The sequence below is a fragment of the Streptococcus pantholopis genome, from assembly GCF_001642085.1.
Taxonomy (GTDB): Bacteria; Bacillota; Bacilli; order Lactobacillales; family Streptococcaceae; genus Streptococcus; species Streptococcus pantholopis.
In genome coordinates, this window is record NZ_CP014699.1 from 676,542 (window position 1) to 700,608 (window position 24,067).

The window sequence follows — 24,067 nt, forward strand, 5'->3', positions numbered from 1 at the left end:
AAAGATAAGAATTGTTTGGAATAAGTTATGACAAGAAATAATAGAAGCGGCTTAAGCCACCACGAAGAACTGCGGTACGATTACCTCTTAAAAAATTTGCAGTATCTAAATGACAGGGAAAAAAATGAATTTAACTACCTGCAGCAGAAGATGAATCAGGCTCAGTACCAGCAGCAGGCCTACTACGACGGCTACCATTCATTTTCTGATTATGAGGCTTTAGGCAATCAGCAGGATTTTTACCCTGAAGATTATGAAGAAGCAGATGATGACACTTTGCTAGGTCTGCCTAAATATCCGACAGAAAGAACATCTTCCCGCAGATCAAGGCGGTCTGCTTCAGCTGTACAGCAGGGAGATCTGCCTGTTTATCCAAATACCTCAGATTACAGTTCCAGAAAACCTAAAAAAGGTCCGAAAAGAGGACGGCTGAAAAAAATTCTTTTGACAGCTGGATTTGTTCTGCTGGCAGTGTTTGCCGGCATGATTTTTATGTTTATCAAGGGAATGAATGATATCTCCTCTGGCAAATCGGACTACAGCGCTGCAGTAACTGAAACCTTTAATGGTGTAGATTCAGAAGACGGTACTAATATTCTGGTTTTAGGGTCTGACCAGCGGGTGACTCAAGGCTCGGACGAGGCCAGAACAGATACAATCATGGTTGTCAATGTCGGCAATAGCGACAAAAAAGTTAAAATGGTTAGCTTCATGCGTGATACACTGGTCAATATTGAAGGCTACAGTTATGATGATTATTCCTATGATTTGAAGCTCAATTCAGCCTTTAATTTTGGTGAACAGGATAACAACCAAGGGGCAGAGTATATGCGGCGGGTTCTGAAGAATAACTTTGATATTGATATCAAATACTATGTGATGGTAGATTTCGAAACCTTTGCTGAAGCTATTGATACCCTGTTTCCTAAAGGTGTAAAGATTGATGCACAGTTTGGGACTGTTGATGGGGAAGATGTGTCTTCTGTTGAAGTTCCTGATGATCTTAATATGGAAAACGGTGTCGTACCTAATCAGACGATTGAAGAAGGAGTTCAGCGTATGGACGGGCGGACTCTGCTCAACTATGCGCGTTTCCGCAAAGATGATGACGGCGATTACGGCCGTACGGTCCGTCAGCAGCAGGTCATCAGTGCCATCATTTCACAAATTAAAGATCCGACCAAACTCTTTACAGGTTCAGCAGCGATTGGCAAGATTTATGCTTTGACTTCAACCAATATTTCCTACACCTTTTTGCTGACTAACGGCTTGTCTATGCTGAGCGATGCGCAAAACGGCATTGATCAGGCTACGATTCCGTCAGAAGGCGGCTGGATTGATGATTTTGATATGTACGGCGGACAGGCGCTCTATATTGATTTCGAAAGCTACAAGCAAGAGCTTTCAGATTTAGGCCTGCGTTAAAGATAAAGGACAAGGAGGGGCCTTCTCGGCTAAGCTGGGCTGCTCCTTATTTTTTTGCCAGCATAGAAAGGCTGAAAAAAAGAAATGCTAAAAAAGAATGATATTGTAGACACTGAAATAGTCGATTTGAGCCATGAAGGACAGGGTATCGCCAAAGTTGCAGGCTTTGTCTTTTTTGTTGACAATGCTCTGCCTGGGGAGAAAATTCGCATGCGGGTGCTCAAGGTAAAAAAAGCCATTGGATTTGGAAAAGTTGAGGAATATTTGAGCCGGTCGCCCTTTCGCAATGAAGATTTGAATGCAGACTATCTGAGGACAGGAATTGCAGATTTAGGTCACTTGGTTTATTCAGAACAGTTAAAAACTAAGCGCCGGCAAGTGATTAACACCCTTTATAAAATTGCTGCCATATCCGATGTTCAGGTAGCAGAAACACTTGGTATGTCCAATCCTTATGCTTATAGAAACAAGGCTCAGGTACCGGTCCGCCGTGTCAACGGTCAGCTTGAAACAGGTTTTTTTCGCAAGCATTCTCATGATTTGCTGCCTATTTCTGACTATTATATTCAGAATAAAGAAATTGATCGTTTGATTAATTTTACCCGTGATTTACTGCGCCGTTTTGACCTTAAGCCTTACGATGAGAAGGAAGAGACAGGACTTATCCGCAATCTTGTTGTCCGCCGAGGGCATTATTCTGGTGAAATGATGCTGATCTTTGTGACAAGACGCCCCAAGATCTTCCGTATCGAGCAGATTACCGAAAAAATTGTGGCGGAGTTTCCTGCTGTCAAATCGATCATTCAAAACATTAATGATAAAAAAACCAATGCTGTTTTTGGCAGTGATTTTAAGACGCTTTACGGTAAAGATACCATTGAGGACACTATGCTTGGGAACCGCTATGCCATTTCTGCACCATCCTTCTATCAAGTCAATACCGAGATGGCCGAAATACTTTATCAAACTGCAATTGACTTTGCAGAAGCAAAAAAGAATGACATTGTGATTGATGCTTATTCTGGTATTGGAACAATTGGCTTACTGTTTGCTGGAAAAGTTAAGGGCGTTTATGGTGTTGAAGTGGTTGAGGAAGCTGTGGCTGATGCTAAACGGAATGCTGCCTTAAACAGTATTACCAATGCACACTACGTAGCCGATTCGGCCGAACAGGCTATGGCAACATGGGAAAAAGAGGGGATTAAACCCAATATCCTTCTGGTTGACCCGCCTCGTAAGGGTTTGACCGAAAACTTTATCAAAGCCAGCAGCGCCATGCAGCCGGATAAACTGGTCTATATATCCTGCAACCCGGCCACCATGGCGCGTGATATCAAGCTCTACGGAGAACTTGGTTATAAGCTGCAGAAAGTGCAGCCTGTAGACCTGTTTCCAATGACACATCATGTTGAGACTGTAGGACTTCTAGTAAGAAATATTAAAGATGACAAACGGGGAGGTTAGCATGGGTATTTGGGACGACTTGAAATTGGTTCACTTGGCTAGTAATGCTTCTTTTAGTAAAGGGGTTGCCTACTATCAAAGCCAGGCAGTGTTAAGTGGAGAAAAGAGTGAAGATGGTATTTATAAGGGGCAGGTTAGTGGAGCGCAAGGTAAAACTTACCATGTTACAATAAATACCCACCATCCTAGAAAGTCAACCTGTACCTGCCCGTTTGCGACAGGCAGGCGAGTGATTTGTAAACACATGGTAGCTTTATACTTTTTCTATTTTCCCAGACAGGCTGATGCTATTATTGCAGAGTGGGAAGAGGAGGAACGAGAAAAAGAAGAACGCTATCTGAAATGGGAAGCAGATTATACAATGTTCCGACAGAAAAAAGTCGAGGAAATCACAGCTTATGTTAAGACTTTGAGTGAAGGCCAACTCAGAGAGAAATTAATAGAAACGCTTTTAAAAGAATTTGATTGTAACTATCCAGACTGTGATGAAGAGTCCGACTATGGTGAGGACTATTATTTTTGATTGATGAAAACAGTAAAATCACCCTCCTATTTATAAAAGGAATTGAAGGAGAATTATTTGTGAGCTGGATTATGACAAAATTACTGTTACGGAATTGACCAAACGGGCTGAAATCAATAAAAAGACCTTTTACCGCTATTATCCGACTTTGGCTGACCTGTTGGCAGAGATGCAAGAGCAGTGTGCTCAGTCTTACATTGACTTGATTAATGATTTAAGCCTGCCGGATGATTTGGAAAAGATGCAGCGTGCCTTTTTTGATTTTTCGGCAGAGAAAGGAGAGGCTTATGATAAGATTACCATCAGCCAGACCTCTATCGAGACATTCGTCAAGACATGGTGGATATTGCCATGGCTTCCACTTGGCCCAAGTTAGCAAGGTTGAAACAACTCAGCGATATTCAAAAGATTAGTTTGCTCAATTTTGTCTAAAACACAGGCTTTTCTCTCTATCGCCAATGGGTGGAAGAAGGAAGGCGAACCCCATTGGAAGAAGTAATTGAGACGGCTAATCTCTTGACACTCGCAGGCGTCCAATCTCTTTTGAAATAAAATATGTCACACTTCCTCTTTTTTAGTGGCATATGTCCCGTTTTTAGAAAAGTGCCCATTGTTTTTTGACAGTGGGCATTTACAATAGTCTTAAACAGAAGAAACGAGGTGACAATATGGACAAAGATATCTGGCAACGGTTGGTTGACGGTGATGCAGTAAATAGAAAGAGAATACGGTGACATCGTTCTGTCAGAATTTAATCGCTGCCGCGACCTGCAATTTCGGATCAACCAAACTCTTCCCTCTTCTCCCAAGATTCATGATCTGTATGCAGAATTACTTGGCAGATACTTATCGGCCACCAGTCACATCATGAGTCCATCGCAGATTGATTTTGGGAAAAATGTTCATCTTGGTGACAGGGTATTCATCAATCATAATCTGATCCTCATGTCCATTGGTGGTGTTACGATTGGAGATGGGACATTTATTGGCCCCAATGTCAGCATTGTCACGGATAATCATGTCTTAGAGGATACTCTTGTTTTGCGTTGCCAACCCGTTAAGGTTGGACAAAAGGTTTGGATAGGCGAAGGAGTTAAGATTATGCCTGGCGTCAGCATTGGAGATGGGGCAGTCTTAACCAGAGGGGTGGTTGTCACATCACATAATGGTAATCAGACTTTCAAACAGGAAGGACATGAGGCTATTGAGTTAGTCTTTGCGAATTTTCTAGCCCCTTTTGATACGGACTACCACCTCAATGGTCAACAGGTCGTTACTATTGATGAGGATAAGGCAACGGGGACAGCCTACTGTCATGTGGTTTTGATCGGGCCAAACCAAGAGGAGAAACGGATTCAGACGACCCAAGGTGTTTGCTACGACGATGAGTATGTTGAAGTGAGTGGTCAATGGAAAATTGCTAAGCGCACTTCTTACTTTATGTACATGGAGAGCAATGTATGAACAACCATTTTTCACCTAGAGTCAAATATTATATTGATAATTATTTAGATGGGATTCGCTTAGCTTCTACGGGGAAAGGTATTGCTTTTATCCATTCTGGAATGCATTCTAGTGATTTTGAACAATATTTTAATGTTGAATTACATGATATTGTAATAAACAATTCAGATATGGATTTTTCGATCATTTATTCAAACTATTAACTCTAATAGCCAATTTCAAAGTATTATCAAAAAATTCATCATCTATTTAACAGATAGGAGGAGAATGGGGTAAGAAACCGTATTCACAAAAAGGTCTTCCTTTTGTTGTACTATTTCCAATCCAAAAATTCAAGAAAGGTGTGTGACTAAGGAAAATCAGTATAAGGTGAATGGTATAAATAAACGGCAAACAGTCCTTGATTGTTTGGCTTTATTATATAGTAAAAAAGAATAATCTGTTTTTTGAAGTGATATTATTATGATTATACATCATCGCTGAAATGTCTATAAATGCTAAATAGTGTAGTGAGATAAATGTCTCTATGGTATAATGATTTTAGTATAATATGGACTATAGGAGTAGTAATGGCAAACTATGTTTATCAGAAAATAATCTGCTCAAAGAAATTTTTAGATTCCTATTTAATTGATTATTACCCAATCAGCCAGAATGATAGAATTGTTCCACCATACATTAGCTTTAATAGGTTAGTGGGAGTTTCTGACTTAAGTGAGTACAGAGAGAAGTTCGGAGAGCATATCTATTACGGAGACAGTTTTACCTATTCAGAATGTGAGAACGGATTATTTGAAGTGAAGTTTACCACTAAACGAGATTATCCGATTGCTGCTATTCGCAGAGCAATAGAAGTGGAACACTCTGTTGAATGGTTTGCTGTTGAAGACAATTGTATCTATGTTTCTCATTTCTACTGGTCAGATGGCATAAAAGAGTCGATTCATACTCTAGGTTCTGCATTTGGTAGTTGGTATTCAAAGCAGTATGAACTTGAAGAGTCCCTTGAGGATTCGGATCATCTCATATGGTATTATCTGAACGAACACAAATGCTCATGGATTCTTTGGTCAGATTCATTGCCAATTCCGAGGTTTTTTTAACTGAATCAGCCAAGCTACTAAAAAAGTAGCGCATTTCAGAACAGTTGCTTTTAAATTAGAAGATATTGTTCACCATGAAAAATCTTTGATCAGGCAGATGTCAGCCAATTCTTTAGTTGGTGACCAGAATGCCCTCAGCAAACAAACCAAGGAATTAAGCCAGCGGGTTCAAATTGATGAACTTATGGTTAACAGCTTTATCTATGACCAAGAGGCTCAAGTTCGATTTTATGAATTGTTGGCAGAAGGGGTGAATGATTATAAATCGGAAAGGCTAGAGACTAAAAAATAGGGCAGAAATCAGATATTCACCATATTTGATTCCTGTCCTATTTTTGTTTAGGAAGCCAAAAAACCTAGTGAAGGTAAAATCATAACCACCCGTCAAACGGGTGGTTATGATTCTTTTGAATTAATAGCTTTAAGCAGTAACTGTTACACTAAGTCTCAACTAGCTATGCCTCCTGCTTCTGGATAGACATTAAATGACGCTAAATCGTTAATAAGCATTTTCCACAAATGCATGATGTCGTAGCAGTATCAAAGCTCAACTATTACTACAAACAGATTTGGTCCGGCAAACAAAACAATATCAATACTATAGAAATCGATGCAATTGAAGCCTTAGCAGATTATTAGTGTTATTAAAAATCATATGATACCGAGAAAGTATGGTAGTAGTTACCAATGGTTCGTAAACGATACTATTTTACAATTTGGAGAATATCTTCAGTCTTTGCTCGTGGATTTTTTTCAAATTCATTAATCTTATTGAGGTCATTATTCTCTTGAGCATATCCTAACCCTATCCCCATAAAGATAGCTTCATCCTCTGGAATATTGAAAAATGGTCGAATTTCTTTGGGATAACGGATAAATTCGTAAGCTGGAATTGCAGAAATTCCTCTCTCGTGGGCCGCTAAAGTGACTCCATATCCAAATGCACCAACGTCATACGCTGAAAACATTGTAGCATTTTTAGGAATTGTAATATAGATAATTACTGGAGCATGAAAATTCCATGAGCTTTCTTCCATAAAGCCAAGTTTATCTTGGGGTTCATCTTCTGGATACGGACTGACATCTGCAGCTTTCCAAAAGTCCACCATGTTTTCCCATTCACCCTCAGTCCAGTCGTTAGTTGTAAATTGAGGAGGGACGACTTCTGTCCATGATTTTTCGCCACTAACGACATTTGCATGGTGTAATGTATGCATTTTTTTAGCAGCATCTCCCGTAAGAACATACGCTTTCCAAGGCTGGCTGTTACACCATGACGGTGCCCACTGGGCATCGGCGATAATCTTTTTAATAATATCATCACTGATTTCTTTGTTTTTGAACGCACGGGCTGAGTGGCGTGTACGTAAAATACTATTACTCATCTACCTTCTCCTTTGGGTGTATTTTTTATTTGAATTATACTATAATTGTAATTAAACTTAGTATTTTCGTAAAGTAGGTACTTTACGGTACCTATCCAATTTGCAATGTAAAAAGGTCTTCATTATGCTATATGATAAAAGTTCAAAAGTCTACGAATTGGGAATAAATTATATTTTAGCAATTATAAAGGGTAAGTGGAAAGTGAACATATTGTGTGCGTTGGGTAATAAGCCGTTTCGGTATAATGCATTATTAGATAGTCTAAATCGTGCATTTGGCAATAGGATTACTCAAAAAGTTTTGACTAATCAATTGAGAGAACTTGAAAATGATGGCTTAATAATGCGAACAGAAATTAAATCTTCTTATCCTAAAATTGTCTATTATAGTCTGACACCGAAAGGGATAAAGGTAGCTGAACTAGTACATCAATTTTCAATATTTGGCGAGAAACTTATCGAAGATAGTGAAGATATTGAGATTTTATATAAATTTAGTGATATTTGATTGTTTTCTTTTTTGATTTCGTATAGTATTTCGGAGTAATTAGAATCGTCAGTGGAAAAGGTGCTTTTGTGATTTAAAATCAAATAAACACCTACATTATCCTAAGTGGACTTGTCCACTGCAGCTAGTATAGAGACCAAAAAAATAGGACAGAAATCAGATATTCATCATATTTGATTCCTGTCCTATTTTTGTTTAGGAAGATATTATTTTGTATGATGTGCTTTTCTTGCTCTTAGGATATCACCGTAGCCTTTTCCCATCATAGCTAGCAGAGAGCGCTGCATACAGATGAAGCAAGCAATGAAGAGGGCAATTCCAAGGAGGACATTCGCTGCAGAGAGGACATTTAGATTTGCAAAACGAACATAGACGTAAATACCTAAAATAAGCTCTAATTCTGCTGTAATCATTCCTGGGGAATAGGGAACTCCAAGATTTGCCACGCGAATCGCCAGTATATGAACAATCCCTTCAAAGATGCATAAATTCATGGCAACCAACAGAAAAACAGGCTGATTGTCAAATAGATAAGGAGTTAGTGAGAACGTTAATAAGAGAATTCCTGTTGGGATACGACTGGCACGGTGAAGTTCTTCGGAGGCATGCAGACCTGTTACCTTGCTGACAACCTTGTCAATAAAGCCACCGGGATAACGGCCTTCTTCCCACTCATGGAAAACAAACAAAACCGTATAGAGTAAAACAATTTTTTGAGTAAATGAAGGGGAGCCTGTGATTCCTGCGATCATGAGAAATATAATAGAAATGGCAGTGTAGAGCTCAAGTGCATTCCATCGAATAAATTTAATCATTGTATAACCTCCAATTTATATAGTGTTTATCTTAGCACTGTTTTTAGAGGGCAACAATCATTAAAATTTTAAAATTAGTGTGTTAAGCAACACTTTGTTGTTTTTTGTTGATAAAATCACTCAAATTATATATAATAATGGACGATTGGAAGGAAGAGCTTATTGGTGAGTTACCAAAAGTTTAATAAGGATAATGACAGATTTAAGAGTTTTAAAAACACAAAAGGCTATTCGTGAGAGTTTTATAAATTTAGTAGAGGAAAAAGGCTTCCTGTCTTTGACTGTGCAGGATATTCTCAATAGAGCCCTTATTAATCGAAGGACCTTTTATAACTATTATATGTCGAAGTATCATCTGGCAGATGTGATGATTGCTGAATTGGTCGAACGCTATTCGGCATTGCTAGATTTTAGTCTTGGTAATAGAAGTCAGCCCTTGACAGTGACTCAGTATGCAGATCATATGATGAATGAGTTTTATGATGAACGCAGAGCTATATTGCTATTATGGAATCTTCCGGCAGATCATGGCGATCTTTATACACAATTGCGTAAACTGATGAAAGAGCGATTTTCTGCTTTTTTAGAAAGCAAGGCAAGCGATGGCGATCTTGTCGATTTTCAAGCTGAAATGATGCTTTCAATTATTTTATCGACTTTTCACTATATTCTCGAACATAATGAACACTATACGATTGTTGAATTAAATAAACAATTTCAAAAATTAATCACTAACTCTTTTATCCCTTTAGGAATAACCCCCAATAAAACAGAATAAGTAAAATAGTGATAGGGCTGACTGTTGTTATTGCTGAAGTCAGTTATCAGCTATAAGATTAATGGTCATTATTTAATGCTGGTTTTTCGTTTCTTACATTTGGCGTGACACAATTTGCGATGAGTCTTTTTCAAAAATTGAAACAATTAGTTGAAGTTTTAGCTTTAAAGAAAGATTTATCCTGATGACGGAGGTGCTGCAATGGGCAAAAAGACAATGCGGGAAAGATTGGAAGCTTATGCCAAGCAAAGGTATCAGGTGGAGGCTGAGGAACTTCCCTTTCGCCGAGAAGATTATGCTGTTTTACGTCATGCGAATACTGGTAAATGGTTTGCGGTATTCATTGCAAAGGAGTACAGTGCCTTTGGTCTTGCAGGAGAAGGCACTGCAGACGTTCTTTCGCTAAAGCTGAAAGATGCCGATTTTGCGGATTTTTTAATGCAGCAGCCGGGCTATCTGCGAGGATTTCCAAGCAAAAAATGGAACTGAGTGTCAATGCTGCTGGACGGTACAGTTCCTTATGAGGAAGTATGCCGATGGCTTGAAGAGAGTTTTCAAATAACCCATACAAAAACAAGCAATAAGAAAACCCCGTTATTAAAAAGAAAGCATTCACTGAAACAGAAAAGGAAATGAAAAAAAGCTTTCATGCAGTCTCTTGCATGCTTTTAAACTATAGTTTGCATTAAACATAAGCATTTGCTATATAAAGATTGCTGTGATAAACTGATTTTAATAAAGCTGGGCTAGTTTGAGCTGCTGTGCTGTTTTCACTGGATAAGGAGCACATCAGTAGCAATGAGGTGTAGGTAGGTTTGGAAACTTCATCTATTTCCAGAGCTAGTGAGGCTTTTGCTTAGCTATTTTTATAGATGAATTAAGGGGGAAAAATGACAAAAACATTAACGGATTATATGATGTCAGGAGAAGTCATTGAAAAGGACTCGCCGGTATATAAAGAGATTCATGAAGTGACAGCTGAGACACTTCCTATGGTGGAAGATCTTAACATGGTCAAACGGGATAAAGAAGCTGTGCGTACCCTGATTGGGCAAATCATCGGCAAGGAGTTGGACGAGACAACTGAAATTATACTCCCTTTTCGGACGGATTTTGGGCGCCATATCAAACTGGGCAAAGAAGTCTTTATCAACACGGATGTTATGCTGACCGACCTTGGTGGCATTACTTTGGAAGATAAGGTATTGATCGGACCTCGTGCCAATCTAATCACAGTCAATCATCCCAGTAATCCTAAGCAGCGACGCGGTCTGATTCTAAAACCGATTCTTATTAAGCGCAATGCTTGGATAGGTGCGGGAGCGACTGTTTTACCAGGTGTAACCATTGGCGAGAACGCCATCGTTGCAGCAGGCAGCATTGTTTCAAAAGATGTTCCAGACAATACCATTGTTGCAGGTGTACCGGCTAAGGTGATCAAGGAAGTGGAGTAGAGCATAAGTATCTGCTTTTTGTTTATTTCTAGTATGATGACGCAGCTGTTGGGCAGATTGATCGTTACTTTGGAGATATGAAGATTTTAAAGTGAGGATAATGATGCGAAAAAAACTATTGCCAGTTCTGGTCCTTTTGCTTGCTTTAGTGGGAGCGAGCTTCTGGCGGGGACTGTCTAATCAATCGAAACAATCCAGCACGAAACCCATTCAAAAAGATGGGAGTGCTGCCATTATGCCTCAGTTTGATGCCAAAAAGCAAACAGTTACTTTAAATGATGGGAACGTTATGCCAGTTTACGGCCTTGGGACCTATAGTTTAACAGGTTCGACAGTGAAGGAGGCCGTCAGCAGTGCACTTAAGCAAGGCTATCGTCTGATTGATACAGCTTATATGTATCATAATGAAAAGGAAATCGGCGAAGCTATTCGAGAGTCAGGCCTTCCACGTGAAGAGATTTTTCTAACGACAAAAATTTACCCCAGCCAGTTTAACGACCCTGAATCTGCAATTGAAGCAGCTTTGGACGAACTCGATATTGATTATATTGACATGATGCTGCTCCATCATCCAGGAGATGATGATGTCAAAGCCTATCAGGCCATGGAAAAATATCAGAAAGCTGGAAAAATTAAATCTATCGGCCTGTCTAATTATTATATTGATGAGTTAAAAGCCTTTTTACCACAAGTGGAAACGATGCCAGCCCTTGTTCAAAATGAAATTCATCCCTATTATCAAGATAGCCAGGCAACGACTTATATTCAAAGTCTGGGTATCGTGGTAGAAGCTTGGTATCCACTGGGCGGCAGAGGCTATCAAGAAGAGCTTCTCAGCGATCCTGTTCTTGAAAAAATTGCAGAAAAATATGACAAATCAGTTGCGCAAATCATTCTTAGATGGGAACAGCAGCGTCAGATTATAACCATTCCCGGCTCCAGCAATCCAGAGCATCAAGCTGAGAACCAGGCTATTTTTGATTTTCAATTGACCGAAGAAGAGATGCAGGAAATTAATCAGTTAAACAGGGATGAAAAACACGACTGGTACTGACGGCTGTCCTGAAAAATAAGTGTAAGAACGCCATTACTAGGCGGCTAACGGTTTTCTGCAGAAACGGCTGGATTGAACAGGAAGCTTGGTATGACCGCTTGTTCTTTAATGATTTTTCGGATTTTGAAGAAGTGACTGAAAAAGAAGCTAATATGTTTATTTGGGGGTGAGAGCGACATGACAAATATTGTTGAACTGGCGCATAAAATCGCCAAAGAAGCACACGGCGGTCAAGTAGATAAAGCGGGTGTTGATTACATTAAGCACCCAGAAACAGTGGCTTCTCTTGTGGATAAAGATAATGAAAAAGCAGTGGCATATCTGCACGATGTCATAGAAGATACAAACTACAGCTTGTCTGATTTGCGCAGTGCTGGCTTGCCCGATGAGGTTGTCGCGGCAGTTGACCTTATCAGTAAGAAAAAAGGACAGCCCTATCAAGACTATCTGAACAATGTCAAGACCAATACGCTTGCTAGGGCCGTTAAGCTAGCGGACTTAAAACATAATTCTGACTTATCGAGACTGCCTTATGTCACTTCTAAAGATAGAGAACGGTCAAAAAAATACAAAGAAGCGATTGCCTTTTTAAGCAATCAGCAAAATGAAGAGGACTGAGGATGAAGCCATGAGGTGGTTTGACTTTATATCAAGAAAAACAAGCGGCACTGTCTGATTAAGAAATCCGTATGAAATAAATTAATTGAGCACCTAGAGGACAATTCTGGGTGTTTTTTCTTGTTTGAGAAGATTTGAACTGACTGCAAAAAGAATTAAAGGTAAAAAACTTATCAGCAAATTTTATGCTGCCTGTCTGTCTGAAAAAATTAACCTTACTCTTGGTCCTAGTTAAACTATCTAAACATATAGGCAAACGGGGGTTATTCCAAACTTGACTCAAGAACTTTAGATGAAATAGAAAATGGTATTTCAAACCTTCTCTCAGGTATCCTGAATTTTCAATGATATCAAATGACTGTTCCTCTCCCTCTACATCTGCTAAACAACTTTCAATTGTCCTAAAACTGTAAATAATTTTTCTTGGGCTTCTTCAAGAGTGAAATTTGTCTGCAGCAGCCAATAGCACACAAAGGCCACAACTCCGCCTGAAAAAATATGCACAAAGGAAGTGTCGGGAAAACTGCCTATCTGGTCGCTGTTATGATGAATAGCAGAAACCAGCATATTTTGAAAAGCGGCTGAGAAAATAGCAGGCTGGCTGGATAATAGTTGAAAGATTGCAAAACGGTGCTGCTCAACTGCCAAAAGGATATTATCTAGAAAAAGACGGTTTTCGGTTTCTGTAATTGATGTCAGATCTTTTACGAGCGGCCTGCAGGCCTTCTCAATAGCCATAAGAATTTGCTGCAGTAAGTTATTGTAGAGATGGTCTTTAGTTTCATAATGCTGATAAAAAGCATTTCGAGAGACTTGAGCCAGTTCGCATATTTCCTTAACAGATATTTTAGTCAGATCTTTCTTTTGCAATAATTCTAAAAAAGCCTTTTGGAGAGCTTTTTCTGTTTTTTTAAAGCGCAAATCTTGTTTCAAATTGACAGTCCTTTCTGATTTGTCATTTAAGTGACAGTTTGCTTAAATTTGCCAATTGACTTTCTTAAATGACAGATGTAATATAGTGACTATAACATAAAGAAAGTTGGAAGGCAAATGGCAAATCGTATTACAGAAATTTTAGGAATTGAAAAACCCATTATTCAGGGACCGCTGGCTTGGCTGACGAACGGCGCCTATGCTGGAGCAGTCAGTGCAGCAGGCGGCTTAGGTGTGTTAGGAATTAGTGCTGGGCAAAAAGTTGCTGCTACAACGGTAGAAGAAACTGTTGAAAACATGCGCCGCGAAATTCGCATTGCTCGTGAGATTACTGATAAGCCTCTTGGTCTGAATATCGCACCTGGGAATCCTCTTACAGATGTTTTTACCCAGCCTATGATGGATTTAATGAAAGAAGAGGGAGTCGGTGTAGCTATTATGGTTGGAACTTTCTCGGCTGACTGGACTAAGAAGTTTCATGATAAAGGGATTAAAGTTGTTTTTCGAGCAGAAACTCCTACAGTTGAAAATACTGAAGAGGCCATCCAAGGTGGTGCTGATATTATTGTTGCTACCGGCTTTGATGAAGGCGGGACAGTACCTGAGAAAGTGATTGGGACTTTCTCGATTGTACCGATGATTGTCGATGCTGCTAAAGGGCGCGTACCAGTCATGGCAGCAGGCGGTATTGCGGATGCGAGAACGGCACGGGCTGCCTTTGCTTTAGGAGCAGAAGGACTTTTTGTAGGTACCGCCTTTATGATGTCCCAAGAGTCTGTTTTATCACCAAATATTAAGGAATTAGCACTGAAGTCAAATGCCTCTGATCTTTTGCTTTATAGAACGGTTCCAGCTTACTACCGCTCATTGCCGGGGGAAATTCCTGATAAACTTTTAGAAATGAGCCGAGCGGGGGCTACTGAAGAGGAAATTTTTGAGGTACAAAGAGGTTACAATGGTATGCGGGATGGCATGTTATTTGGAGATTTAAGCAAAGGGTTTGCTTCTTTCGGTCTAGGGATTTCAATGATTGATAAAATTGAACCTGTAGCAGTTATTATGGATAAATTAATGTCAGGAATTGAGGATTTGCTGTAAAAATGACAGGAAAACAAATGAAGATTGTGCTGCAAATGGTTTCTGGTTACGGAGGAGAGTTTAAGACCTGGCGTTTGCCTGAAGCTAAAGCTGATGCCTACACAGACATGGATTTCTATGTCGAAATGGCACAGCTGGCAGAAAAAGGGAAACTCCATGCTCTGTTTATGGCGGATACCCCGGCACTTGTTAATGATTTAACTAATGAAACGCCGATGCACTCGATGGATCCGCTGATTGCAATGACATCGGTTGCCCGAGCGACCAAGCATATAGGATTAGTTGGCACTTTTTCAACGACCTTTAATGAGTCCTATAATCTAGCTCGTCATCTGAAAACACTGGATGTGATTAGCCATGGACGTGTGGGTTGGAACGCTGTAACGACCTCAACACCTGCAACTGCAGCCAATTTTGGGACACATTTGAAGTCTAGTCGTGAACGTTATGGGCGGGCTCATGAGATGATTGAGGCAGTCCAAGGACTATGGGGGTCTTGGGGGGAAGCTGCTTACTTGCATGAAAAAGAAGCAGGACAGTTTGCGGATATGTCCAAAATCAAGCCAATTCACTATAAGGGCAATTATATTCAGACAGCAGGACCTCTTCCTATTCCCCCTTCTGAACAGGGGCAGCCGCCAATTTTTCAAGCTGGCCCAAGCTCTGAGGGCATCCGTTTAGCAGGTCGCTTTGCTTCAGGTGTTTATGCCAATCCTTTTACCATTGAAGAAGCACGTGACTATCGAAACGCACTCAGGGAAAGTGCTGTGGCTCACGGACGATCTGCTGACGATATTAAGGTCTTTACAGGTTTCATGTTTACCATTGCTGATAGTAAAGAAAAAGCACTTGCTCGAAGACGGGCTGTTCTAGAGTTTGATAAGGAAGAGCTAGACCAGCGTCTGAGCTACCTAGCTGCTATGGTTGGGTTGAATTTCCAAGGAATTGATCCTTACCAGCCTTTGCCCAAAAATTGGTTGAAATTAGCTCAGCCTAACCCATATGATCCTCGTTCACCGAGAGCATTAGAAGTTTTAAAAGAAGGTTATTCACCAGTTGATACGCTGGCACACGGTGTTATCAATTATCACCCGGTGGTTATTGGAACAGCTGGCGATGTCGCAAATTTTCTTCAAGAATGGTTTGAAGCCGGGGCAACAGACGGTTTTTCAATTGTTCCTGATCTGGCGCATGATGGTGTCTCCGCCTTTGTAGAACAAGTAGTGCCTATTCTTCAAGAGCGTGGCATTTTTCACGAAGAGTATGAGGGCGCAACATTACGTGAAAATCTTGGTGTTCCTTACCAGTATGGAATCCGAAATGAAGATTAACTAAATAAGCAGCCAGTAAGGACAATTCACTGCTAGCTGCTTTTTATTTAGAGGAAATTTGCAGCCAATCTTTTGCTTAAACGGTAAAAAGGCAGAACCTGTCTCATGATGTTCAGGTTGAGAGTAAGTTGCTTGTTCAAAGGTCTCTACAAGCAGGCAGTCTGTGCAAGCTCTCAATACTCAATAAATACTCTCAGATACCATAGATAGCAATTCTTAACTGCTGGTTGACAACTCATACGTAACGCCTTTCCTGATAAAAATGATTGCTGTGGTCTTTTATTAATTTTAGCGGTATAATAATAGTATTGAATCGCTGATTGGGCATATACTCTCGAAAAACTAAGGTTTTTGGTAAGTTATCTTGTCTAAACAAGGTACCAAAGGAGCGCTGCCTGACACAAGCACTACAATTAATTAGGGGAAGAAAAGGAAATAATGAGGGAAAAGTGGATTGACACGGCAAAAGGGATTGCCATACTGCTGGTGATCATTGGGCATGTAAGCGCAGGGCTTGAAGGGATATGGAATTTCAGCTTTGTATACGGGATACATTTGGTGATATTTTTTGTCCTGTCCGGCTATACTTCAAAAAAGAAAAGAATAAACGGCGATTATTTGAATGCGCGCTTTTCCCGCTTAATGGTTCCGTATTTCTACACCTGCTTGCTGATTATGCTGACGGATATTTTTAACAGCTATCTCGTTTATCATGAGCGTTCTGCTGCAAGCATTACAAGGTTAATCAGCCGGGATCTTGTCAGAAGTTTTTTTGCTTCGGGGACTCATACAGTATTTGGCACAATTGAGCTGGGCAGCAAGATAGGTGCCATATGGTTTCTTCCGGCCATGTTTTTTGCTAGCCTTTTGCTTCAAGCTGTTCTAAACTATTTCGGTGAAAACGATGCCTATGCCGGAACAGTCTTAGCCCTTATTGCCCTAACCGGCCATATTTCGGCACAGTTCCTATGGCTTCCTTTCAGCATTCAGTCCGGCATGATGGCAGCCTTTTTTATGTGGATAGGATTTGTTATACGTAAACATGATTTGCTTTCAAAAGTGCGATGGTCCCACTATCTCTTTGCTCAGCTTATTTTGCTGCTGGGAATCTTTTTGGGATACTGTAATGTCAATTTTGTTACAGCCGATATCAATGATGTTATTTTATCCGTTTTAGTCGGTTTATCAGGTTGTTTGCTGGTATATGGCATCTCTGTTATTTACAAGGGCCGTATTCTTGACTATATCGGACGGATTTCTTTAACCGTTTTATGCACCCACCTATATGCCTTAGAGGCTTTGGCACCCTATGTTAATAAAAGCCTTGATTTGTTGAAGCTGGAAGGTAATCTTAGAGTCTGGACATGTATTGTCATTGAAATTCTTTTTGCTGTTTTGACGGCCTCGGCAGTAGAAAAGCTCAAACACTCTTTTTCAAGGCGAAAATCAAGCTTCTTAGAAAAAAGGCAGACAGACGGCTTTGATGTGAATACTCTTACGGTTGATATAGCCAAAGGTCTGCTGCTTTTATCAATACTGTTCAGCTTGTTTAGAATCGATGAGAACTTAAGGACAATCCTTTTTTCCTGCCAGATACCGGCTCTTGTTTTTCTGTATGGCTACAGCTATGACAGCTCTAAAAGTGTCAGCAAAATAATAAAGAACAGCCTAAGCTTTTTTCTGCTGCCGTACAGTCTTTTGGTTATCGGTGACTTACTGCTTCAGGCAAACCATTGGACGCCCTCTTTTCTTGATGATAAACTGTCCCAATATCTTTTTGGTCTGTCTTTGACCAAAGAGCTCTGGACGGATCTGCCATCAGTTGGTTTGGCCGCCCTCATGTTGCTGCTCTTTCTCATTACTTTGATTTATACAGCAGTGGACAGACTATTCAAAACAGATAGGCTGAAATGGGCCTGTTGCCTCAGCCTGTCTTTGCTTGGCTTAGCTCTTGGGGAAATGGGCTATTGGCTGCTTTGGAGCCTTGATATAGCCTGCTATGCTATCATTTTTTACCGTTTAGGCCACCAGTTTCATCAAAAACAATGGCTGCAAACCGTCCTCAACAATTCCTTCTTATATTTTATCCTTTCCCCTATTTGGGCTTATATGATCTATATCGGGGGAATGGATATGATTGTTAGGCAGTACGAGCCTTACGGCATGGTTATCATAGGATCTCTTGCAGGAACGCTCTTAACTATTGGTCTAGCTGATTATATTCGTCAGAACTGGCCTCTTGCCCAAATTTTTTTAAAAAAGGCGGGAGAAAGCTTTATGATGGCTCTTGCGGTGTATACTTTACTTGGGGCTCAAATAGAGTCAGCTGCAGCTTCTGTGTTTAATCCCTCAAGCTTTGCTTATCTGCTTTTATCTATCATACTTCAAATCTTCCTTTCAGGAATAGCTATACAGATTTTATTATCCGGAAAAAATAGGCTTTCAAAACTGATAAGCAGCAGAAGATAAAGGAGAAAAGACAAATTTTTAAAGAAAAAGTAAATAAAACAAGAGCCTAAAGGAGATATGAGAACCCTTTTGCTTGCTTGGCTTGAGTATGAATTAAACACGCCCTAGAGGTTGCGGGAAAAAGATGTTCTGATTTAGAATCTGGTGATTCGTCAGTCAGTCCCCTATTTTCCTTTTGCATTTTTAACGGGCTTTGTATCTTGTCGAATTGAACACGCCCTAAGAGCTGTGCAGTGAAATTATCCAGTGGATGATTTCAGCCCGAACCTAGAAAAGGGAGAGTGAGGGGGTTGGAAATCAAAGATTTCTGACTTACCGTCAGCCGTAAACGTCTGAAAGCTTTGTCGCCTTGACAGTCGACCGCACCTTTCTAGTCGTTCTGGCAGGGGTGCGCCTACGAAATCAAAGCTTTCTGGCTTACCGCCATTTTTGCTTTGCTCTTTTAACGGGCTTTGTATCTTGTTGGAATTGAACACGCCCTAAAATCCTAGTGAAAAAGATGGCTGTCATCGTGATGCCAGCATCACTTGCCATCCCCTATTTTCATACGGTTTTTTTAACGGGCTTTGTATCTTGTTGAAGGAGATGTAGATGGTAACGGCAAGTGAGAAAATGCAGTCAGGTGACTGGTACGATGCTAATTTTGATCCGGAATTGATCCAAAAACGGTTGGCGGCTCAGGACTTATGCTTTGAACTTAATCAACTAAAACCAAGTTTGGAAAAAGAACGTTCAGCAGTTATGGCAGAGCTTTTTGGCCGAACTTACGAGGGTTTGGTCCTGCTCAGCTCTTTTACTTGTGATTATGGTGAAAACATCAGCTTTGGTAAAAACTGTTTCGTCAATGTTAATTGCTATTTTATGGACGGTGGAAAAGTGACTCTGGGAGACCATGTTTTTGTAGGGCCTTCAACAGTTTTTTATACAGCCAACCACCCCCTGGACTATCAGCGTCGCAATGCTGGACTTGAACAAGCTTTGCCGATTACTGTCGGCAATAATGTCTGGCTGGGGGCCAATGTCAATGTTATGCCTGGTGTGACAATCGGAGACGGCTGTGTCATCGCTTCTGGCAGTGTGGCAACAAAGGATATACCGGCCAACAGCTTGGCGGGCGGTGTGCCTTGCCGTGTGATGAAGACAATTGAACAAAAGGAAGGACAAGCACATGATTAAAGTTGTCGCAACAGATATGGACGGTACGTTTTTAAATAGCCGAAATGACTATGACCGCAAACACTTCAAAGTGCTTTTTGAAAAAATGACAGACCAAGGCATTCGTTTTGTCAGTATCTCCGGCAATCAGTATTACCAAATTCAGTCTTTTTTTCCTGAATTAAAAGACCGTATCACTTTTGTTGGAGAAAATGGGGCTTATATTGTTGAAAACGGCAGTTTTATCAAGAGTCACCGTTTGAGCAATGATTCTGTACGCCTTGTACTGGATTATCTGACAGAAAACAAGTTTGACCATGAACTGGTTTTATGCGGTGAGCAGTCAGCTTATATTTTGCAGGCATCAGCTCAGGAAGTCAAGGATTATTTTTCTATTTATTACCATCGTTTGACAGCAGTAGAAACATTTGCTCAATTGCCTGATGATAATTTTATGAAGTTTTCATTCAACACCCCGGAAAATCAAACGTATGCCATTGTCGATGCCTTGAATGATAAACTGGAAGGAAAGGTTGTCGCAGTAACCAGCGGTCATGGGAATATTGATGTGATTGCTGAAGGTGTCAATAAAGGAACGGCGATGGCTTATTTATTAGATAGGTGGGGAGTTACGGCAGAAGAGCTGGCAGCTTTTGGTGATGGCGGCAATGACATTGAAATGCTCAAGCTGGCTAAATATTCCTATGCCATGTCCAATGGCAGTGCAGATGTAAAAGCAGCAGCTTCAGCTATCGCGCCTTCTAATGATGACAGCGGAGTGCTGAAAACTATCGAAAAGTTATTAACCTAAAGCATAAAAAGAAGCGGGACAAAAAATGTGATTTCGAGAATATCGATTTATTACCCTCCCGCTCAGCTGCTCATTTGGGTTATAGAAATTAATTATGCCTAGTTTTGGCAAGATAAGACAGCCTGAGTGCAGTGTATACTAGTTTGTTTCTTGGTAAATTTTCATTCAATATTGCATCGAAAAAGCCCTCAAAGCTAATTTTAGTTCAGCTTTGGGGGCATAATTGTAGGAATTTTATGGATTTCTGCACAGCTCCTCAGCTAGTTTTAAAAAATTGAAGTGAGAAGATAAGGGTAGATTTTACCAGTCACAAGAGATATACAGTTTTTCAAAACCAGCTTCGGTTTTGCCTGCTTATGGTAAATACTTACCGGCAGCGAGATAGAGATGGTACCACTCGTGGTGAGTCAGTTTAACATTAGCAGCTGTACAGACATCAGCCAAGTGTTCGGGGTTCATTGTGCCGACAATAGCCTGCATGTTGGCAGGGTGTCTCAGAATCCAAGCAATGGCTGCAGCCGCTTTGGAAATGCCGTATTTATCCCCGATTTCCTGCAAAGCTTGGTTCAGTTCTGGGAAATTAGGATGATCAATGAAGCTGCCTTCAAACATTCCATATTGAAGAGGGGACCAGGCCTGAATCGTAATATCATGCAAACGGCAGTAGTCCAGTATGCCATTATCCCGGTCGATGGACATATCGGTTGTCTTATTATTAAGATAAAGCGACTGATCGATGAGCTGAGACTGTTCTAAAGAAAGCTGAAGCTGATTAAAAATGAGCGGCTGTTTAACATATTTTTTCAGCAGCTCCAACTGCATTGGCGGAACATTACTAACACCGAAATAGCGAACTTTACCTGATTTTTCCAATGTATCAAACGCTTCAGCGACTTGTTCCGGTTCAAAAATTAAATCCGGCCGATGCAGCAGAACAGAATCCAAATAGTCTAGTTTCATCCGATGCAGGCTGTCATCAACACTGCTAAGAATATTTTCTTTTGTCCAGTCAAATTCGTTGCGTTCAAAACAGAGCCCAACTTTCGATTGGATAAAAACATCATCCCGTTTATTGCCGCTTTGTGCAAAGGCCTGACCAAAGCGTGTTTCAGCTTCGCCATTACCATAGGCGGTTGCGTTGTCAAAGAAATTGACGCCGCAATCAAGAGCTGTTTGGATGATTGTCGCTGCCTCTGAAACAGATAGAGCTGGCATCCGCATACAGCCCAGAATAATAGCAGCAGCCTCTTGCGGGCCGCGAGCAACAGTAATTGTTTTCATGACTAGCACCTCCAATGTTTTACTTTTATTATAGTACTTAGAGCAGGTCTAAGGTCAAGTCCTAAGGCAGACAGAGCAGCTCAAAAGCATAAAAAATTAGAATAACAGAAATAGGCTATTATCAGATTGAAAAGGAGCAGCAGCTTCCTCAAATTATTGAGCAGGATACTGTAGCTGAAAAGACACTCAAATGCTGCTGACAGGATAATCTTTGCAGAAGATTGCAGGAAAATGCTTATAAATACTTATAAACACTTAAATATGTGTTATAATATAAATAAGGAGAGTTAGTCTATGTACCAAGAACAGCGTTTAAGGAAAATTCTGGAAATATTGGCGAAACGGGGGGAGCTGTCTGCTAAAAAAGCTATGGAAGAGCTGCAGGTTTCCAGAGATACTGTTCGGCGTGACTTTGCGCTTTTAGCACAGCAGCACAGAGTTAAGCGAACACATGGCGGTATTTTGCCTATCCTTGAACCATCTCTGATTCCTGCTTTTAAAGAGCGTTTAGAGGAACTGAATGAGGAGAAGGAGAGAATGGCACAGATGGCCTTGCCTTTTCTCAAACAGGGAGGCTATTATTTTTTTGATGTTTCAACCAGTCTGCTGCGTCTAGCCCAATTGACAGATTTGCCCCTTACTGTCTATTCGCATTCTCTGGACAATGCCCTTGTTTTTTCGGAAAAGGAGCAAATCGATTTTCACTTACTTGGAGGGCGTTTTTATGTTGCTAATCGTTTCTACTTTTCCTTAAAAGAAGCAGAACTGCTTCGATCGCTTCACTTAGATATAGCTTTTATTGGAGCTGCCGGCCTCCGAGGTGGAGAAGTGAGTTTTTCGGATGTCGAAGATGTGCAGGTCAAAGCTCTGGCTCTCAAACGGGCACAAACCAAGGTTCTGATTGCCGAGGCAGGGAAGTGGGAGCGGCAAGGGCCACATGTCCTGTGTTCCTTAGCAGACTTTGATTATTTGATTTGTGACAGGAAACCTGATAAAGCCCTTCTAGACAGTATAGGCCGTCAGACACAGGTCCTTTACTAATATTATACTATTTACCCAATAAGGATTTTTGCTACTAAGGAGATATTATGACTGAGGTAAAATTGATTATCAGCGATATTGACGGTACGATTTTGGACAGCCAGCACCAATTGGACAGTGGGTTAAAGGGAGCTGTTGCAGAGCTAAAAGAGAGAGGAATCCCCTTTATTCTGGCTTCGGCCAGATCGCCTTACGGGATGGCTCCTTTAGCACAAGCCTTAGGACTTGAAGGAGTTCCAATGGCTTGCTACAACGGGGCATTGATTGTTCAAAAATACAAAGACAGCTATCAATTCGTCTACGAAAATCCCTTAGACAAAGGAGAAGTCAGCAGTCTTCTGCAACTACTGAAAGATGATTTCCCTCAAATATCAGTCAATTGTTACGCAGGAACCGATTGGCTGGTTGAAAAAAAAGATAAGTGGGTCTCGCTGGAAGCAGGCATTACAGGAGAAATGCCTGTTGTGACTGATTTTACTGATTTTCTCAGCCGGCAGACTGTTTCTGTACATAAGCTGCTTTTAATTGCAGAAGCAGAGGAAATTCAAAATCTCTACCAATTGTTGAATAAGCAGCTCTTTAAATATATTCACTGCTATTTGTCAAAGGATAATTACCTGGAAGTGACAGCAAAGACTGTTTCAAAAGACAGAGCACTTAGAGAATTGGCTGCTTATTACCATCTTAATCTTGAACAGACGATGGCAATCGGCGATAACTTCAATGATATGCCCATGTTAGAGTCAGCAGGACTTGGCGTGGCTATGGGCAATGCACCGCAGACCGTTAGAGAGAGGGCAGATGCTATTGCTGAAAGCAATGATCAAAACGGTGTTTCATCTGCCATTGCCGACTATGTTCTTCGTTAAAATCGGAAGGAAAAGTTTAGGAAATCGGAGCCCTGGCGGCCTAGTAAAATTTAGCGATGAATCTGTCTTGGTCTACAGCTACGCGTGTGTGTTCTGCCTTACCAATGAGTTCCTCTCCTTCATAAGCAGCAATTGAAAAATGGTACTGCCGCCCTTTCCGAGTCATCTGTCTGATAATAATTCGAATATCTGTTCCGATTGGACTGGCTGCTAAATGCTCAATAGATATGGCCGAACCAACACTTGTTTCATTCTCTTTTAGCTGCGGCTGCAGATGAGTAAAAGCCGTGTTTTCCATGAAGGCAACTAAAGCCGGTGTAGCAAGAACCTCCAGTTCTCCTGATTCCATGCTTTTAGCAGAATCTTTAGATTCTGTGTGATAAATTTTCTGAAATAACATTAGTAACATCTCCTTTAAATAAGATACAAAGGGCGTTTAAAAGCTCACAGCAAAAATGGCGGTAAGCCAGAAATCTTTGATTTCGTAG

Annotated in this window: 26 protein-coding genes; 21 read left to right on the forward strand and 5 right to left on the reverse strand. The window is 40.6% G+C overall.

Annotated elements, in window-relative coordinates:
* Nucleotides 1-27: 27 nt before the first annotated feature.
* From A0O21_RS03205 to A0O21_RS03240, 8 genes are all read left to right on the forward strand, one after another.
* Entirely contained in the window at nt 28-1,425 is a 1,398-nt protein-coding gene (locus A0O21_RS03205; RefSeq protein WP_067061169.1) for an LCP family protein, read from the forward strand.
* A gap of 84 nt (nt 1,426-1,509) precedes the next feature.
* Nucleotides 1,510-2,889, forward strand: coding sequence for a 23S rRNA (uracil(1939)-C(5))-methyltransferase RlmD (gene rlmD / locus A0O21_RS03210; RefSeq protein WP_067061172.1), 1,380 nt, complete (start codon nt 1,510-1,512; stop codon nt 2,887-2,889).
* Between the two features lies 1 nt (nt 2,890).
* Nucleotides 2,891-3,412, forward strand: a complete 522-nt coding sequence (locus A0O21_RS03215) for an SWIM zinc finger family protein (protein WP_067061176.1) — start codon at nt 2,891-2,893, stop codon at nt 3,410-3,412.
* A gap of 94 nt (nt 3,413-3,506) precedes the next feature.
* On the forward strand, nt 3,507-3,788 hold the full coding sequence (locus A0O21_RS10985; protein WP_067061179.1) for a TetR/AcrR family transcriptional regulator: 282 nt from the start codon (nt 3,507-3,509) through the stop codon (nt 3,786-3,788).
* A gap of 491 nt (nt 3,789-4,279) precedes the next feature.
* Entirely contained in the window at nt 4,280-4,876 is a 597-nt protein-coding gene (locus A0O21_RS10610) for a nuclear transport factor 2 family protein (RefSeq protein ID WP_148660294.1), read from the forward strand.
* A complete protein-coding gene (locus A0O21_RS03230) occupies nt 4,873-5,079 on the forward strand; it encodes a hypothetical protein (RefSeq protein WP_067061182.1) in 207 nt (68 codons plus the stop codon). The genes A0O21_RS10610 and A0O21_RS03230 overlap by 4 nt, the downstream gene beginning before the upstream one ends.
* Nucleotides 5,080-5,445: 366 nt before the next feature.
* Entirely contained in the window at nt 5,446-5,979 is a 534-nt protein-coding gene (locus A0O21_RS03235) for a hypothetical protein (RefSeq protein ID WP_067061185.1), read from the forward strand.
* Nucleotides 5,980-6,076: 97 nt separating this feature from the next.
* Nucleotides 6,077-6,271: a hypothetical protein gene (locus tag A0O21_RS03240; protein ID WP_148660295.1), complete on the forward strand. Its 195-nt coding sequence runs from the start codon at nt 6,077-6,079 to the stop codon at nt 6,269-6,271.
* 412 nt (nt 6,272-6,683) lie between these two features.
* Here the strand turns inward: A0O21_RS03240 and A0O21_RS03245 are convergent, their stop codons facing one another.
* Nucleotides 6,684-7,364, reverse strand: a complete 681-nt coding sequence (locus tag A0O21_RS03245; RefSeq protein WP_067061192.1) for a nitroreductase family protein — start codon at nt 7,362-7,364, stop codon at nt 6,684-6,686.
* A 124-nt stretch (nt 7,365-7,488) separates the two neighbouring features.
* Here A0O21_RS03245 and A0O21_RS03250 point away from each other — a divergent pair, with 124 nt between their 5' ends.
* Nucleotides 7,489-7,872, forward strand: coding sequence for a winged helix-turn-helix transcriptional regulator (locus A0O21_RS03250; RefSeq protein ID WP_067061197.1), 384 nt, complete (start codon nt 7,489-7,491; stop codon nt 7,870-7,872).
* A gap of 206 nt (nt 7,873-8,078) precedes the next feature.
* On the opposite strand, the gene A0O21_RS03255 is transcribed toward A0O21_RS03250, so the two are convergent.
* Complete coding sequence (locus tag A0O21_RS03255) at nt 8,079-8,687, reverse strand: HXXEE domain-containing protein (protein ID WP_067061200.1); 609 nt, start codon at nt 8,685-8,687, stop codon at nt 8,079-8,081.
* Nucleotides 8,688-8,880: 193 nt separating this feature from the next.
* Between A0O21_RS03255 and A0O21_RS03260 the strand changes: the two genes are divergently transcribed.
* The 5 genes from A0O21_RS03260 (at nt 8,881) to A0O21_RS03280 (ending at nt 12,591) form a co-directional block, all read left to right on the forward strand.
* The gene (locus A0O21_RS03260; protein ID WP_067061204.1) at nt 8,881-9,465 is read left to right on the forward strand and encodes a TetR/AcrR family transcriptional regulator; all 585 of its coding nucleotides are present in this window, start codon (nt 8,881-8,883) and stop codon (nt 9,463-9,465) included.
* Nucleotides 9,466-9,666: 201 nt separating this feature from the next.
* Nucleotides 9,667-9,954 (forward strand): MmcQ/YjbR family DNA-binding protein, encoded by a 288-nt coding sequence (locus tag A0O21_RS03265; protein WP_067061207.1) that lies wholly within the window; start codon nt 9,667-9,669, stop codon nt 9,952-9,954.
* Nucleotides 9,955-10,355: 401 nt separating this feature from the next.
* Nucleotides 10,356-10,919 carry a DapH/DapD/GlmU-related protein gene (locus A0O21_RS03270; protein ID WP_067061210.1) on the forward strand — a complete coding sequence of 188 codons (564 nt, stop codon included), beginning with the start codon at nt 10,356-10,358 and terminating at the stop codon, nt 10,917-10,919.
* Between the two features lie 100 nt (nt 10,920-11,019).
* Complete coding sequence (locus tag A0O21_RS03275) at nt 11,020-11,973, forward strand: aldo/keto reductase (RefSeq protein WP_227806883.1); 954 nt, start codon at nt 11,020-11,022, stop codon at nt 11,971-11,973.
* A gap of 177 nt (nt 11,974-12,150) precedes the next feature.
* Nucleotides 12,151-12,591, forward strand: coding sequence for an HD domain-containing protein (locus A0O21_RS03280; protein ID WP_067061213.1), 441 nt, complete (start codon nt 12,151-12,153; stop codon nt 12,589-12,591).
* A gap of 381 nt (nt 12,592-12,972) precedes the next feature.
* On the opposite strand, the gene A0O21_RS03285 is transcribed toward A0O21_RS03280, so the two are convergent.
* Nucleotides 12,973-13,524, reverse strand: a complete 552-nt coding sequence (locus tag A0O21_RS03285) for a TetR/AcrR family transcriptional regulator (protein ID WP_067061216.1) — start codon at nt 13,522-13,524, stop codon at nt 12,973-12,975.
* A 117-nt stretch (nt 13,525-13,641) separates the two neighbouring features.
* Here A0O21_RS03285 and A0O21_RS03290 point away from each other — a divergent pair, with 117 nt between their 5' ends.
* The 5 genes from A0O21_RS03290 to A0O21_RS03310 all read left to right on the forward strand — a co-directional run bounded on the left by A0O21_RS03290 (nt 13,642) and on the right by A0O21_RS03310 (nt 20,388).
* The gene (locus A0O21_RS03290) at nt 13,642-14,622 is read left to right on the forward strand and encodes an NAD(P)H-dependent flavin oxidoreductase (RefSeq protein WP_067061220.1); all 981 of its coding nucleotides are present in this window, start codon (nt 13,642-13,644) and stop codon (nt 14,620-14,622) included.
* 2 nt (nt 14,623-14,624) lie between these two features.
* Nucleotides 14,625-15,953, forward strand: coding sequence for an NtaA/DmoA family FMN-dependent monooxygenase (locus A0O21_RS03295; RefSeq protein ID WP_067061223.1), 1,329 nt, complete (start codon nt 14,625-14,627; stop codon nt 15,951-15,953).
* A gap of 438 nt (nt 15,954-16,391) precedes the next feature.
* Complete coding sequence (locus A0O21_RS03300) at nt 16,392-18,422, forward strand: acyltransferase family protein (RefSeq protein WP_067061226.1); 2,031 nt, start codon at nt 16,392-16,394, stop codon at nt 18,420-18,422.
* Nucleotides 18,423-19,013: 591 nt separating this feature from the next.
* Nucleotides 19,014-19,598, forward strand: coding sequence for a sugar O-acetyltransferase (locus tag A0O21_RS03305; protein WP_067061229.1), 585 nt, complete (start codon nt 19,014-19,016; stop codon nt 19,596-19,598).
* Nucleotides 19,591-20,388, forward strand: coding sequence for a Cof-type HAD-IIB family hydrolase (locus tag A0O21_RS03310; protein ID WP_067061233.1), 798 nt, complete (start codon nt 19,591-19,593; stop codon nt 20,386-20,388). Before A0O21_RS03305 ends, A0O21_RS03310 begins: the two co-directional genes overlap by 8 nt.
* A gap of 354 nt (nt 20,389-20,742) precedes the next feature.
* On the opposite strand, the gene A0O21_RS03315 is transcribed toward A0O21_RS03310, so the two are convergent.
* Nucleotides 20,743-21,669, reverse strand: a complete 927-nt coding sequence (locus tag A0O21_RS03315; RefSeq protein WP_067061236.1) for an aldo/keto reductase — start codon at nt 21,667-21,669, stop codon at nt 20,743-20,745.
* Nucleotides 21,670-21,963: 294 nt separating this feature from the next.
* Here A0O21_RS03315 and A0O21_RS03320 point away from each other — a divergent pair, with 294 nt between their 5' ends.
* Nucleotides 21,964-22,710 (forward strand): DeoR/GlpR family DNA-binding transcription regulator, encoded by a 747-nt coding sequence (locus A0O21_RS03320; protein WP_067061239.1) that lies wholly within the window; start codon nt 21,964-21,966, stop codon nt 22,708-22,710.
* Nucleotides 22,711-22,757: 47 nt separating this feature from the next.
* Nucleotides 22,758-23,579: an HAD family hydrolase gene (locus A0O21_RS03325; protein ID WP_067061242.1), complete on the forward strand. Its 822-nt coding sequence runs from the start codon at nt 22,758-22,760 to the stop codon at nt 23,577-23,579.
* A gap of 40 nt (nt 23,580-23,619) precedes the next feature.
* On the opposite strand, the gene A0O21_RS03330 is transcribed toward A0O21_RS03325, so the two are convergent.
* Nucleotides 23,620-23,979 (reverse strand): thioesterase family protein, encoded by a 360-nt coding sequence (locus A0O21_RS03330; protein ID WP_099092212.1) that lies wholly within the window; start codon nt 23,977-23,979, stop codon nt 23,620-23,622.
* Nucleotides 23,980-24,067: the final 88 nt, after the last annotated feature.

What these genes read in the sequence shown, in the direction of transcription:
- A0O21_RS03305 (WP_067061229.1), top strand. Translation starts at nt 19,014, where the DNA reads ATGGTAACGGCAAGTGAGAAAATGCAGTCAGGTGACTGGTACGATGCT.
- A0O21_RS03240 (WP_148660295.1), top strand. Translation starts at nt 6,077, where the DNA reads ATGTCAGCCAATTCTTTAGTTGGTGACCAGAATGCCCTCAGCAAACAA.
- A0O21_RS03290 (WP_067061220.1), top strand. Translation starts at nt 13,642, where the DNA reads ATGGCAAATCGTATTACAGAAATTTTAGGAATTGAAAAACCCATTATT.
- A0O21_RS03275 (WP_227806883.1), top strand. Translation starts at nt 11,020, where the DNA reads ATGATGCGAAAAAAACTATTGCCAGTTCTGGTCCTTTTGCTTGCTTTA.
- A0O21_RS03250 (WP_067061197.1), top strand. Translation starts at nt 7,489, where the DNA reads ATGCTATATGATAAAAGTTCAAAAGTCTACGAATTGGGAATAAATTAT.
- A0O21_RS03205 (WP_067061169.1), top strand. Translation starts at nt 28, where the DNA reads ATGACAAGAAATAATAGAAGCGGCTTAAGCCACCACGAAGAACTGCGG.
- A0O21_RS03230 (WP_067061182.1), top strand. Translation starts at nt 4,873, where the DNA reads ATGAACAACCATTTTTCACCTAGAGTCAAATATTATATTGATAATTAT.
- A0O21_RS03260 (WP_067061204.1), top strand. Translation starts at nt 8,881, where the DNA reads ATGACAGATTTAAGAGTTTTAAAAACACAAAAGGCTATTCGTGAGAGT.
- rlmD (WP_067061172.1), top strand. Translation starts at nt 1,510, where the DNA reads ATGCTAAAAAAGAATGATATTGTAGACACTGAAATAGTCGATTTGAGC.
- A0O21_RS03265 (WP_067061207.1), top strand. Translation starts at nt 9,667, where the DNA reads ATGGGCAAAAAGACAATGCGGGAAAGATTGGAAGCTTATGCCAAGCAA.
- A0O21_RS03255 (WP_067061200.1), bottom strand. Translation starts at nt 8,687, where the DNA reads ATGATTAAATTTATTCGATGGAATGCACTTGAGCTCTACACTGCCATT.
- A0O21_RS03310 (WP_067061233.1), top strand. Translation starts at nt 19,591, where the DNA reads ATGATTAAAGTTGTCGCAACAGATATGGACGGTACGTTTTTAAATAGC.
- A0O21_RS03235 (WP_067061185.1), top strand. Translation starts at nt 5,446, where the DNA reads ATGGCAAACTATGTTTATCAGAAAATAATCTGCTCAAAGAAATTTTTA.
- A0O21_RS03315 (WP_067061236.1), bottom strand. Translation starts at nt 21,669, where the DNA reads ATGAAAACAATTACTGTTGCTCGCGGCCCGCAAGAGGCTGCTGCTATT.
- A0O21_RS03320 (WP_067061239.1), top strand. Translation starts at nt 21,964, where the DNA reads ATGTACCAAGAACAGCGTTTAAGGAAAATTCTGGAAATATTGGCGAAA.
- A0O21_RS03300 (WP_067061226.1), top strand. Translation starts at nt 16,392, where the DNA reads ATGAGGGAAAAGTGGATTGACACGGCAAAAGGGATTGCCATACTGCTG.
- A0O21_RS03295 (WP_067061223.1), top strand. Translation starts at nt 14,625, where the DNA reads ATGACAGGAAAACAAATGAAGATTGTGCTGCAAATGGTTTCTGGTTAC.
- A0O21_RS03280 (WP_067061213.1), top strand. Translation starts at nt 12,151, where the DNA reads ATGACAAATATTGTTGAACTGGCGCATAAAATCGCCAAAGAAGCACAC.
- A0O21_RS03330 (WP_099092212.1), bottom strand. Translation starts at nt 23,979, where the DNA reads ATGTTATTTCAGAAAATTTATCACACAGAATCTAAAGATTCTGCTAAA.
- A0O21_RS03245 (WP_067061192.1), bottom strand. Translation starts at nt 7,364, where the DNA reads ATGAGTAATAGTATTTTACGTACACGCCACTCAGCCCGTGCGTTCAAA.
- A0O21_RS10610 (WP_148660294.1), top strand. Translation starts at nt 4,280, where the DNA reads ATGAGTCCATCGCAGATTGATTTTGGGAAAAATGTTCATCTTGGTGAC.
- A0O21_RS03325 (WP_067061242.1), top strand. Translation starts at nt 22,758, where the DNA reads ATGACTGAGGTAAAATTGATTATCAGCGATATTGACGGTACGATTTTG.
- A0O21_RS03215 (WP_067061176.1), top strand. Translation starts at nt 2,891, where the DNA reads ATGGGTATTTGGGACGACTTGAAATTGGTTCACTTGGCTAGTAATGCT.
- A0O21_RS03270 (WP_067061210.1), top strand. Translation starts at nt 10,356, where the DNA reads ATGACAAAAACATTAACGGATTATATGATGTCAGGAGAAGTCATTGAA.